An 11,573-nucleotide genomic window follows, 5' to 3' on the forward strand; every position below is an offset into this window, starting at 1 on the left:
TGAGTCGGCCAATCTCTTCCCACTGTTTCTCTGCGATCAGTTTCTTGTCGACCATCCAGGATCCACCACACGCGATGACCCGCGGGATCGCCAAGTATTCATTGATATTGTGAGGCGAGATCCCACCGGTGGGCATCAGCGTGATCTGGGTATAAGGTGCCAGCAGCGCCTTGATCATCGCGCTACCACCCGATGCTTCGGCAGGGAAGAACTTCAGGGTCGTCAGCCCCATCTCTAGCGCCGCTTCAATGGTGCTGGGGTTATTGACCCCCGGGATGATCGGGATGTCGAGCTCCTGACAGGCCTTGACCGTATTGGGGTTAAAACCGGGGGAGACGATAAAGGTGGCGCCCGCCTCTTTGGCGGCGATCACCTGCTCACGGTTGAGCACGGTGCCTGCGCCAATCAGCATCTCAGGTTGGCTCTGGCGCAGCAGCCGGATCGCCTCGGCCGCGGCAGCGGAGCGGAAGGTGATCTCGGCAACCGGCAGGCCGTTATTGGCCAGCGCCGCCCCCAGTGGAATGATGTCTTCAGCCTGCTCGATGGCGATCACCGGGATCACTTTCAGGGCTTGCAGTTGTTCAGTAATGGATGACATTCGGTTGACCTCGTTTAGTGTGATGCCGGTTTGATGAAGCTGTCGGTGACACTGCGGGTGGCACTTTCCGGAATAATTGCCCCCTTGTGCTGAATGACGATCCCCGCCAGTCGGTGGCCCATGCGGGCGCACTCGTCGATCGCCTGTCCTTGCAGGTAGCCAGCCAGAAAACCGGCATTGAAGGAGTCACCGGCCGAGGTGGTATCCACCACCTTGCTGACCGCTTGGGTAGGAATAGTGATGGTGGGTTCCCCGGTTTGCAGGGCCTGGTAACAACAGCCAGCAGCCCCCTGTTTGACCACCGCCTGCTGCACCCCAGCCGCCTTGAGGCGCTGCAGGGTCTGGGTCATATTCTCGTCCCCCCACAAGGCCTGCTCATCGTCGTCGGTGACCAGGGCCAGCGTAGTGATGGCCAGCAGTTGCTGGTAACAGGCCCGGGTGTCGGCCGGACTCTGCCACAGGGCGGGGCGATAGTTGCTGTCAAAGATGATCGCTACGCCCGCCCGGTTCAGCTCAGCCAGCCACTGCAGCAGCGCCTGCCGATCTGCGGCGGGCAGGATCGCCAGCGAAATGCCGCTGAGATAAAGCGCATCCACGTCGCTGACGGCCTGCTTGAGCTGCGGCAACTGCGGGTGCTGCATCAGATAACGGGCAGCCGAATCATTGCGCCAGTAGAGGAAGGTGCGCTCGCCGTGCTCATCAAGCTGGATAAGGTAGAGACCTGGATGGCGCTGTTGATCGATGAGCACCGCGCTGGTGTCGATCCCGGCCTGTTGCCAGCGCGCGATGATTTGCTGGCTGAGAGGGTCTTGGCCCATGGCGGTCAGGTAGCTCACCTGAATATCGGTGGGTTGGGAGGCACGCGCGAGATAGATGGCGGTATTGAGGGTATCGCCCCCAAATGCCTGCTGCATGTCGCCAAAAGGCGTGCCATTGAGTTCAATCATGCACTCCCCGAGCAGGGCAATCTTACTCAACATAATCGATTTTCTCCTTGTTTATCCGGATCCCATAAACCGTTAAAATCGTATAACTGTTGATGAGGAAAAAACCCCCTTCCAATAAAATTCCCCCCCATGATCCCGCCCAGATATTGTGGATCAACCAAACGACAGTGCTGGCCAGCATACATAACCGCAGGGGCCCACCATCCAGCCGAAACAAAGCGTAAGTGCTGAGCGTTGTTCCCAACACCGTCAGAAACTGCATGGGATGTTCCAGATATGGAATTACAAGACCACATGATGCAATCATGAATATCAACATGACTGCTTGGGTACGGTAATAACCTGACACCCACGTTCTCACCGCACATAACAGACAACTAATTGCAGCAGCTACCGCGCCCAGCATTAAAAAATGTATCGATAAAAGCGCACCATTGAGGCAAAGCAGTGATCGCAGTTTCATATCTTGCCGTTGTATAAATGCCAACGCACCAATCATACAAGCCAGCAATCCGATCAATTGCGCTAACATCTCAACATAATTAGTCATACAGTATTCCAGAAAAACGCCTATCAGGTGGTAATGCAGCAATGCTTGAGCATTAACGAGCCAGCCAGCCACCATCCACGGCTAGGGTATAGCCATTAATATAATCTGAAGCTGATGATGCTAAAAATACCACTGGCCCCATCATGTCATCCGGAATCCCCCATCGACCAGCAGGAATACGCTCCAGGATGGCAGCATTACGATCATCATCAGCACGCAGTGCAGCGGTGTTATTGGTTGCCATATAACCGGGAGCAATAGCATTCACATTGATCCCATGACTGGCCCATTCATTGGCCAGCAAACGGGTCAGTCCCATTACTCCACTTTTTGAAGCCGTATAAGAGGGAACGCGGATCCCGCCTTGATATGAAAGCATGGATGCGATATTGATGATTTTTCCACCATTTCCCTGTGCCATAAACTGCTTGGCAACCGCTTGCGACATAAAGAAGAGGCTCTTGATATTGATGTCCATAACCTCATCCCAGTCTTTTTCACTGAAATTGATCGCATCATCACGGCGAATAATACCGGCATTGTTAACCAATACATCAATGTGACCAAAATGCGATACGGCCTGCTCAATCAACAGTGGCAGCTCGCTAACTTTACTGACATCAGCCTTGAGACTCAAAAACTTTTGGCCAATCGCTTCAACTTTGATCATTGTGTCCGTTGGTTCAACAATATTGATACCAACAATATCACAACCAGCTTGTGCCAAGCCCAATGCCATTCCTTGTCCAAGGCCCGTATCACAACCGGTTACGACGGCGACTTTACCTTTCAGATCGAATGCGTTAAGAATCATGCTATTTCCTATGGCACGAGATTACGTGCACCAGATTTAAAGTAAGATGCCGGTCGAAACGAATCGACCGGCAATATGGATATACGATGTTTTAGCGCAGGTCCTTGATAGCAACATGATCCATGTCACCAAATACCTGGTTTTCACCTACCATACCCCAGATGAACGTATACGCCTGTGTACCCACACCAGAATGGATAGACCAACTGGGAGAAATGACTGCTTGCTCATTTTGCACAACAATATGGCGAGTTTCAGCTGGCTTACCCATCATATGGAATACGGCAGCATCGTCCTGCATATTGAAATAGAAATAGACTTCCATGCGGCGCTCATGAGTATGGCACGGCATAGTGTTCCACAAACTACCATCCTCAAGTTGGGTCATCCCCATCAGCAGCTGACAGGTTGGCAATACATCAGGAACCAGATACTTGTAAATAGTACGGCGGTTGCTGGTAGCAGCATCACCCAAGGTTGTCGGTGCAGCTTCATCCTGAGTGATCTTTCGAGTCGGGAAAGCAGTATGTGCTGGGGCGCTATTGTAATAGAATTTTGCAGGTTTATCGCTGCTAACACTGGCAAAACTCAATTCACGGGCACCCTTGCCAACATATAATGCCTCGGCACTACCAATTTCGTAGGTAGCACCATCAACCATAACAATCCCCGGGCCACCGATATTAATAAGTCCCAGCTCACGACGCTCCAAAAAATAGGTCACACCAAATGCCTTGCCAAGATCATTGGCAAAACCCAACTCTGATGTAACAGGCATTATTCCGCCAAAAACGATACGATCAATATGGCTATAGGTCATACTGACTAGATCGGCCGCAAAAATATCCTCAACTAAAAATTCGTTACGCAAGCCGTCGGTATCAAGTTGCTTTGCATGTTCGCTATGAATACTTTCACGAATATCCATGATTTATCTCTTGTATCAGGTAGATAGTAAAGAGTGATGATATAGTCGATGGGCTATCAGTCATGTAGGTGTACATTCATCATGTAGCGCCATCAGCTATCAACTCTCATATAGAATGCATTAGTTCAACAGGCTCAAAGAGTGAGTAAAAATAACTCTGATATCATTTCTGTCTTGCTTGGCGTTGGTGTCTTTAGACCTGAACAGTGCCGGCAGTACCGTCATATTGATATCCTTCACTGCACCCGCATTAAATTTATAGGTGATCAAAAAATCCAATGACTGCATGGTGCCATCATAAGTTCTCTGCTCTTTTACTTTCGACACATCAGATACCACGTGCCATGCATAGTTTGCGGACGTACCAAGTGTTAGATTCGGGAGGCCAAAATCGAGCATGTTATATTTGATGCCAACCTTAACAGCTTTCGCTCCTGCCACATTATAATCTTCTAATGAGGATAATGTTTGCTGGAAATCTCGTTTGTCAGAGTTAGCCCATGGTGTCAATCTAAAATTGTAATCCTTAGTTGATTCTGATTTATTTTGGCTATATCCAGTAAAATATGTCACGTTATCTTTGGCAAGTGAGATGCCAGCACCAACATAGTACTCCTGTGATGGATCTTTAACGTTGGATTTTTCCTCAAGATATTTACCGCCCTGGTAATAGCCAGTGGAAGTCAGAACCGCACCATTATCAAACTTATGATTATCTGTCACCAACAGATGCCAGTTCTTCCGATAACCTTCACCTTCACCATATGCCAGGTCATACAAGGTCTCACCGGTATTATATGAAATGCCCGCCGAATGAATATAGTCAATAATCTGTCCTGGTTTAACACCACTAAGATTTGATGCTTCATTCTGGTGCCAGGTATTCGTCATATCATGGAAAGAATCTGTCCAATCATTTCTGAATTGATCTGCCCACGCATATGTCAACTTCCAGTTATACAATGCCAGTGAGCTATCAATACCACGATAGGCATGAGGGTTTAGGCCCCAGCTATTCTTGATAGTACCTGAGTTTATCGTTGTATATCCGCCTGACATTTTAAACAAAACATTGTCATCACCATACTTTGCCTTTAACGCAGCAATGGGGATAGCAGCATAACTGCTCTCACAAGGATTTAATGTACCATCACCTTTGCAATCGTAATCATAAAGCAGGATTTCAGACTGACCTACCGACGATCCCAGCTTGATATTGCTGGCAGCCATAAAGTCCAAACCAATAATGTCTTTATAATAGCCACCATTAAAGTCAAGCGCGATATTGGCAGTCTGGTTCTTAATGCCGCCCTGAGAGCCATCAGCTGAATATGAACCTGTATTAGCATCCTTAACATCACGATGTCTAAAATACAAAGCACTATTGAGACTTAGCCTTGAGTCATTAATAAATGCCTTTTGAAAATCATCGCTGACAGCACTGGCGTTAGCATTTCCATATACGGACATCAGCCCCAACATAATCAAGGTTGGAGTAAAAACCTTTCCTTTCATAGCTTGTCACCTTTAGAGGATATTTTAATTATTAGCGGTTAACTCTGGAACTTTGTCTTTATACCGTTTCAGAAGTAATTTATTATGCTCGGACGAACCTGAAATGTTGCCACTTTTAAATACTGGAGGATTTATACCAGCATCAGCCATCTCTTTTATTAATTCAGAAAACAATGACTGAATGATATATATACCATTAATCGATGATATTGGTGTGAACGATGTACAATCACCGTGATTCAAAATTGCATCACCAATAGGAACATTATTATCAATCGTGATGCAAGCCACATCTCTTAGGTTTTTCCCGGAAGAGTGTCGAGATGATTGCGTATCACAATACTGATAGCTAGTAATTCCTATCGTCAATGCACCATACGATTTTGCCCAGCTAATCGCTTCCACTGGAGCAGGATTAATACCAGAAGTAGATATAACAATCAACGCATCTTTATCAGTAATATTATATGCCGATAATTGCTCTGTGATATACCCTTCTTGCTTCTCCAAGTATGACGATCTTGCGGCACCTTCATGCAACATCAACGGCTCAATAAAAATTGGCCGCACACAGGCAATCCCGCCAGCCCGATAAAAAACATCCTCAGCAAAGATATGTGAATGGCCACAGCCAAAGATATAAATTATGCCATTATCACAAACTTTATCTGACAGTTTTCTAGCAATATCAGCAATAATCTGACGCTGTGATTCATGAATGGTTGACAAGCTCTTCATTACGAAATTAAAAAATGTATCTTGCATTTTCATTACCAATAAGTTCGCCATTGATTTGAATAAACTCGATACAGGGCTTCCATATAATAGTAGTCCCCCCATACGTTGCATTCATCTATGCCTTTGCCTAGCGCAAAGGCATAGACACCATGTTTCAATAACCCGTCACAATCCTCATCATCTCTCGATGCCATGTGGTCACTGAGGCATTTCAGTAATTTTCGAGAGATATGCTGGTAATCTGCATGCTCAAATAACTTGCTCGCTTCAAGCAGCCCACAGATGGCAATTGACAATGCTGAGCTGTCTCTGGGTTGATTATTCTCAGCCTTAAAATGGAGATCCCAATATGGAATGCCATCTTCAGGCAAATGTGAGAAAAAGTACTCACATACTGCCGTATATTTTTCACTATCAACCAGTTCTGGATGATACTTATAAGTTAATGGCAACCCTAGCAGAGCCCATGCCTGACCACGGGCCCAGCATGATGAGTCACTATAGCCCTGAAATGTTTCACCTTTCAGCGGCAACTTACTGACTCGGTCAAAAAAATAGGTATGATAACTTGAATTATCTTCTCTGAAGATATTTTCAGTCACTCGCTTGAAGTGATTCACTGCTACGCTAGCGTAATTATCATCACCTGATATTTCGTGAGCCCGATATAACAGTGGCAAGTTAATCAATGAATCGATGATGAGTCGATATTCTTGATCATTATCCATATCCCCCCAAGCTTGAATAAATTTAGCATCAGAGTGATATCTGGCAAGCAACTTGTCGGCTGCCAATACAATGGCGGAGTCGAACTCTTCAGTATTAAAGACCTGCTTGGCAGCAAGCAATGACAGGCTGTAAAGAAAGCCGATATCATGGTGATCCAATACAACATGATTCGTCAATCTGGACACAAAGCTATCGATTATTTCTTGCAACTTGTTTTTAAAAAACACATCGCCAGTAAACTCATATGCGATGAGCAACATGCCAGTCCAAAATCCATTGGTCCAATCGTTGTTCTCTTTTAGCAAATACCTGTTATTAACAGCACAAGCTGAAGGAAACTTGTCACCCATCTTTATTGCAAGGGTTTTAATCTTATGACAAGCCCATCTCAACTCATCTTTGACTTCCACATCAGTAATTGGAGTCAAGGCATCAAACAGAGCACTATTTAGCTTTTTCATTTTGAAAGTCTCTAGATAGTAAACACTCGACTTCTGTATTCACTCAATAGTTCTAAATTATACTCATTGCCACCAGGTTGATTAATAGACCGTAAAATTGGAACAGAAATACCAGCTGCACAAACCAATTCTGTAGCTCGAATTGATATGCAGTTTGCTATATATGCGACAGCGAGCGATGAAGTAGGCCCAATTTTTAATTCAGATTCCGGAATTTCAATTGAGCAATCACCTTTAAAACAGCAGTTGTCGATAACTACATCTGCAAGATCAGCAAGCTTTAGACCACTTGAGTGCTTTGCAATGGACTTATCAGCATCTTTCCTGTTAACAATGGCAATTATCTTGATGCCTGCGCTTTTTAGTTTTTGTGCCAATTCAACCTGCAATGCTTTATTGCCAGAGTTAGAAATTATGACAAAGGCATCGTGTTGTTGAAGATCAAGGAGAGAGGCAAAAACATCTCCAATCCCCTCAACATTTTCAAACCAGCCACTATGGCCATAAAAGTTATCCAATGCCCTGGTATTTACTAATCCCCCAGCTCGACCAGCAAACTCTATAGCACCTGCAAATGAGTGGCCGCTACCGATAGCATAAATAATGCCTTTATTCTTGACCGTGTTTTTGAAAATTTCAGCAGCACATTCAATTTGCTCAGTTTGGGTCTCACTAATCTTGTCAATGATGCTAAAAATATTATTCTTAAACTCAACAAGATGGCTCATGATGCAGTCCAGAAATTACTAGTAAATGATGTAATAAGTTCTTCACCATCATCAGGAACCATTCTGGCAGTGATCTTGATACCTCGATTAATCAAATCCAGTATGTCGAGTTTTTCAGCATGGGTGACACTAATGGAACGCTTCACTTGCGTGGTCTCGAGACGGTTGGACATGTTCCCGATATTGAACTCTTTAATGTCAAGGCCTGCATCTACTAGTTTTTTTATTACGCCTGGATGCTTTACCAATACCAACACTTGCTGACCAGCATATTTACCTGCAGAGATATTCTCTATGGCTGTCTGGGTAGAAATGATGGATGTATTAACCCCAGCAGGTGCGGCCATTCTTAATATGTTCTTTTCAACATCATTGCTTGTTACTTGATCATCGATCACCATTATTCTGTTGGCAGAATAATAGCTGACCCAGCGTGTAGCGACTTGACCATGAATCAATCTATCATCAATGCGGATATGTGCGATGCCTTTCATATTATTACCTGTTTGAGATTAAAAAATGCCAAGATTATAAGTAACGATACCAAAGAACATCAGAATGAAAATCACTTTGGTTGAGTTCATGCCTTTCAGGCCTAATAGCCAATAGGTCAGCAGTACCACAAACAAGGGCATCAAGCCGGGCATCAGTTGATCAGCAATATTTTGCAGTTTCAGTGAAACATCGCCATAACTAAACTCAAAGCTCAACTTGGCTTTCACCACCGTCGGAATAAGAGCACCAACGACAGTTAATCCCAATATATTTGCTGATTTTGTGATTTTATTTAGTTTGGTGCTAAGTTGCCCTACCAGTTTAACCCCTTCGTTATAACCGACTTTGAGGCTATAGCGCATGAACATTAAACGAATCAAACCAAAGGCTGGCCACAGCAACAATCCCAGAGGATTACCTTGTAGTGCCAGATATGATGCAATGGAACCACAAATTGTCGTCGGGATAACAAAAAAGAGGGTATCTCCAATCCCGGCCAACGGTCCCATCAAACCCATCTTGGTCGATGTAATTGCATCTTTTCCTTCAGTGCCAATATCATTTTCCAGCGCGATATTAACACCCAAAATTGATGCTGCCATCGTGTTATTACAATTAAAAAACTGGACATGATTATCAGCAGCAGAAACCAGTTCTTTTTCGGATTTATACTTATGTTTTAGAAATGGGATAATGCTATAGAGGTACCCCAAGCCTTGCATTGTTTTATAGTTCCAACCAGCCTGACCAAAAAAGAACCAGCGCCAAAACACTTTATTTATTATTTTATTCATCACCCATAACCTCATTTTGTACATTAGTGGTTGCTTGAATAACATCATCATTGCTGTTGAAATATGCTATGGCGATAGCCACACCAACTAATGCAACCCCTAACACAGGTACAGACAAATAGGCAGACAAAAAGAAACCAATGATCAAAAAAGACATGTTCTTTTTAATTGGCAAATATCTTAACAGAATGGCAATACCCAACGCAGGCAACATTCCACCGGCTACTTTCAGGCCATTCATAATCGCCTCAGGGATGTAGGAGACGATATCATTAACAAACACAGATCCTAACGACAAAGCCAAGAAAACAGGAATCATACGGGACAGCGAGGTGGGAATGATCCCTAGCAAGTTCATTTTCGCCGCTTTACATGGCTCGCCATTTGCAATAAGTCGCTCGGCTTTATTCTGAATAAAGGTATTGGTAAAGCGAGCCAAAACATCTAATTGCACCATTAGCAGGCCGATCGGGATTGCAATAGTGGCACCAAACTCAGCGCCTTTACCGCTCATCACAGCGAATGCGGTGCCAAGCAGTGCGCCAGTCATATAATCAGGTATTGATGCTCCACCAAAGTTACCGACACCCAGTACCAGCAGGTTCAATGTACCACCTACCATCAAACCTGTTTGAATATCGCCCATAATGACGCCGGCAAAAAATCCAGCCATGGTCGGTTTAACAAGACCAAAGGTTGTGTTATTACCATCATAAATAGCCAGGGCAGAATATGCAGTCAATAGCAATATTTGCCACATTTCTATATGTTCAAGCATGTTATTCATCACCTGTAGAGATTGCTGTATTATAATCGCTTGGTTGCATCATAGAAATTCCATCTATGGCCGTACCAATAACGGTATTCAGTTCAATACCAGTCACGCTATCACCATCCAGCATAATGGTTTCCAATACCATATTTAGATTCATGCCTGTGAGCAATGAGACTTTATCAGCCAGATCATTATTAATGATATATGATACAGCAGTATTGTATGGCGACCCATTTTTCAAATCTGAAATGATAATTACGTTCTGACTTTCTTTTGTTTTGCTAGAGAGGTATTGAATTAGTTCAGTAGCAAATCCACCAACACCACCAACTGCGGTTAACTCAATAACATGTAGATTTTCTTGCGGACCTAAAATGAGTTCAGCTGACTTTTTTGCTCCACTCGCGATACCATCATGAGATATCAACAGTATTTCCACTTCCTGCTCCTCTTACCGATTCAAATTTTAAATAGAATGACTCAACTCTTTTAAATGTCTCGATATACTCGATAATTTCACCAGATGTTTTATAGGTAGTTCTTAATATTTTAACTACGGCACTTCCCTCTGGGATGGACAGAGCTTTAGCTATATAAACATCAACGTTACTAACTACCGTTACCTCTTCAGTGAATGGCATCGAGTACATGTCAATTTTATTAAACTCTGCCAGATGCTCGTACAATGATAAATACCCACTTTTTTCAGCCAGTTTCTTTGGGTCTAAATAGTTTTCTGGTATGTACGAGGTCTGCACTGCATAGGGAATATCATTATCTGACTTCAATCTTACAATCTTATAAAAATAAGAATCGAATGCTCTATTCAATATTTTGTTAATCGACTCAGACGCCTCTTTCGCAACATCAATCAATGTTACTTGTGATTTGTTCAACTTGACACTCAGATCACTCTCTGAAACCAACACATGCTTGTTTCTTTTAGACTTGGAAATAAAAGTACCTTTTCCTTGCTGTCTAAATAAAAAACCCTCATTGACCAGTTCATGGATGGCTTTTATCACTGTTGCTGAACTGACACCATATTTTAATTTTAATTCTGCTTCGCTATAAAATTTTTGTCCGGGAGTATATTTCCCTTCATTTATTTCTTGTATCAAGTCATTCTTGATAGTCAAATACTTTACACTGCTAGACATTTACTGACCTCATACAAAGTGACTTCTCATATTTAATAATATTAAACTATCTGGTTAGGCAAAGAAAAGTCTCGATACCCTACGTGCTGCGCTCAAAACATCCGCTGGATACGCAAAACACCATAAATGCTATTTAGCTCACAACCTCAGCGCTAAATTGGGTAAAACTATCGGTGCCATATCGTCATGCTGTCAGTCTGTCTCTTCACTATGAACACAGCTTAACAGGTTAACCGGTTAAGTTAATATCTGATCGACTCAGTTTGTGATGAAGCTCTGCATTTTTCTAAAAATTCCTTACAAAACAAAAAGTTAATATAAAAATCACTAATGATCTGAGA

The 11,573-nt window shown here is 43.6% G+C and carries 14 protein-coding genes; all 14 read right to left on the minus strand.

The genetic code is table 11. From position 1 onward, the window contains the following. A partial coding sequence (locus tag DBR30_RS09545; protein ID WP_108588318.1) for a bifunctional 4-hydroxy-2-oxoglutarate aldolase/2-dehydro-3-deoxy-phosphogluconate aldolase occupies positions 1 to 598 on the minus strand: 598 nt, incomplete at its 3' end. Positions 599 to 612: 14 nt separating this feature from the next. After that, positions 613 to 1,578, minus strand: a complete 966-nt coding sequence (locus DBR30_RS09550) for a sugar kinase (protein WP_108539816.1) — start codon at positions 1,576 to 1,578, stop codon at positions 613 to 615. Beyond that, positions 1,568 to 2,095, minus strand: coding sequence for a YgjV family protein (locus tag DBR30_RS09555; RefSeq protein WP_013723795.1), 528 nt, complete (start codon positions 2,093 to 2,095; stop codon positions 1,568 to 1,570). The genes DBR30_RS09550 and DBR30_RS09555 overlap by 11 nt, the downstream gene beginning before the upstream one ends. A gap of 52 nt (positions 2,096 to 2,147) precedes the next feature. Beyond that, positions 2,148 to 2,909, minus strand: a complete 762-nt coding sequence (gene kduD, locus DBR30_RS09560; RefSeq protein WP_005351548.1) for a 2-dehydro-3-deoxy-D-gluconate 5-dehydrogenase KduD — start codon at positions 2,907 to 2,909, stop codon at positions 2,148 to 2,150. A 91-nt stretch (positions 2,910 to 3,000) separates the two neighbouring features. Continuing rightward, positions 3,001 to 3,837: a 5-dehydro-4-deoxy-D-glucuronate isomerase gene (gene kduI / locus DBR30_RS09565; protein WP_005351546.1), complete on the minus strand. Its 837-nt coding sequence runs from the start codon at positions 3,835 to 3,837 to the stop codon at positions 3,001 to 3,003. Positions 3,838 to 3,957: 120 nt separating this feature from the next. Beyond that, positions 3,958 to 5,352: an OprD family outer membrane porin gene (locus DBR30_RS09570; protein ID WP_108539819.1), complete on the minus strand. Its 1,395-nt coding sequence runs from the start codon at positions 5,350 to 5,352 to the stop codon at positions 3,958 to 3,960. A 24-nt stretch (positions 5,353 to 5,376) separates the two neighbouring features. Further along, entirely contained in the window at positions 5,377 to 6,123 is a 747-nt protein-coding gene (locus DBR30_RS09575) for an SIS domain-containing protein (RefSeq protein WP_005351540.1), read from the minus strand. Further along, complete coding sequence (locus DBR30_RS09580; RefSeq protein ID WP_005351538.1) at positions 6,123 to 7,280, minus strand: glycoside hydrolase family 88 protein; 1,158 nt, start codon at positions 7,278 to 7,280, stop codon at positions 6,123 to 6,125. Before DBR30_RS09580 ends, DBR30_RS09575 begins: the two co-directional genes overlap by 1 nt. An 11-nt stretch (positions 7,281 to 7,291) precedes the next feature. Then, positions 7,292 to 8,008 carry a sugar isomerase domain-containing protein gene (locus tag DBR30_RS09585; protein ID WP_108539822.1) on the minus strand — a complete coding sequence of 239 codons (717 nt, stop codon included), beginning with the start codon at positions 8,006 to 8,008 and terminating at the stop codon, positions 7,292 to 7,294. Then, a complete protein-coding gene (locus tag DBR30_RS09590; protein ID WP_005351534.1) occupies positions 8,005 to 8,502 on the minus strand; it encodes a PTS sugar transporter subunit IIB in 498 nt (165 codons plus the stop codon). The genes DBR30_RS09585 and DBR30_RS09590 overlap by 4 nt, the downstream gene beginning before the upstream one ends. Before the next feature lie 18 nt (positions 8,503 to 8,520). Continuing rightward, positions 8,521 to 9,297, minus strand: a complete 777-nt coding sequence (locus DBR30_RS09595; RefSeq protein WP_005345236.1) for a PTS system mannose/fructose/sorbose family transporter subunit IID — start codon at positions 9,295 to 9,297, stop codon at positions 8,521 to 8,523. Then, positions 9,290 to 10,075, minus strand: a complete 786-nt coding sequence (locus DBR30_RS09600; protein ID WP_005351531.1) for a PTS mannose/fructose/sorbose/N-acetylgalactosamine transporter subunit IIC — start codon at positions 10,073 to 10,075, stop codon at positions 9,290 to 9,292. The genes DBR30_RS09595 and DBR30_RS09600 overlap by 8 nt, the downstream gene beginning before the upstream one ends. A 1-nt stretch (position 10,076) precedes the next feature. Beyond that, positions 10,077 to 10,511, minus strand: a complete 435-nt coding sequence (locus tag DBR30_RS09605) for a PTS sugar transporter subunit IIA (protein ID WP_074045201.1) — start codon at positions 10,509 to 10,511, stop codon at positions 10,077 to 10,079. After that, positions 10,486 to 11,232, minus strand: a complete 747-nt coding sequence (locus DBR30_RS09610; RefSeq protein WP_108540664.1) for a GntR family transcriptional regulator — start codon at positions 11,230 to 11,232, stop codon at positions 10,486 to 10,488. Before DBR30_RS09610 ends, DBR30_RS09605 begins: the two co-directional genes overlap by 26 nt. Positions 11,233 to 11,573: the final 341 nt, after the last annotated feature.

The sequence above is a fragment of the Aeromonas sp. HMWF017 genome (assembly GCF_003061465.1).
GTDB classification, from domain to species: domain Bacteria; phylum Pseudomonadota; class Gammaproteobacteria; order Enterobacterales; family Aeromonadaceae; genus Aeromonas; species Aeromonas veronii.

Excerpts from the sequence above, each read along its gene's own strand:
- DBR30_RS09550 (WP_108539816.1), bottom strand. The coding sequence starts at position 1,578 with ATGTTGAGTAAGATTGCCCTGCTCGGGGAGTGCATGATTGAACTCAAT.
- DBR30_RS09555 (WP_013723795.1), bottom strand. The coding sequence starts at position 2,095 with ATGACTAATTATGTTGAGATGTTAGCGCAATTGATCGGATTGCTGGCT.
- kduD (WP_005351548.1), bottom strand. The coding sequence starts at position 2,909 with ATGATTCTTAACGCATTCGATCTGAAAGGTAAAGTCGCCGTCGTAACC.
- kduI (WP_005351546.1), bottom strand. The coding sequence starts at position 3,837 with ATGGATATTCGTGAAAGTATTCATAGCGAACATGCAAAGCAACTTGAT.
- DBR30_RS09570 (WP_108539819.1), bottom strand. The coding sequence starts at position 5,352 with ATGAAAGGAAAGGTTTTTACTCCAACCTTGATTATGTTGGGGCTGATG.
- DBR30_RS09575 (WP_005351540.1), bottom strand. The coding sequence starts at position 6,123 with ATGAAAATGCAAGATACATTTTTTAATTTCGTAATGAAGAGCTTGTCA.
- DBR30_RS09580 (WP_005351538.1), bottom strand. The coding sequence starts at position 7,280 with ATGAAAAAGCTAAATAGTGCTCTGTTTGATGCCTTGACTCCAATTACT.
- DBR30_RS09585 (WP_108539822.1), bottom strand. The coding sequence starts at position 8,008 with ATGAGCCATCTTGTTGAGTTTAAGAATAATATTTTTAGCATCATTGAC.
- DBR30_RS09590 (WP_005351534.1), bottom strand. The coding sequence starts at position 8,502 with ATGAAAGGCATCGCACATATCCGCATTGATGATAGATTGATTCATGGT.
- DBR30_RS09595 (WP_005345236.1), bottom strand. The coding sequence starts at position 9,297 with ATGAATAAAATAATAAATAAAGTGTTTTGGCGCTGGTTCTTTTTTGGT.
- DBR30_RS09600 (WP_005351531.1), bottom strand. The coding sequence starts at position 10,075 with ATGCTTGAACATATAGAAATGTGGCAAATATTGCTATTGACTGCATAT.
- DBR30_RS09610 (WP_108540664.1), bottom strand. The coding sequence starts at position 11,232 with ATGTCTAGCAGTGTAAAGTATTTGACTATCAAGAATGACTTGATACAA.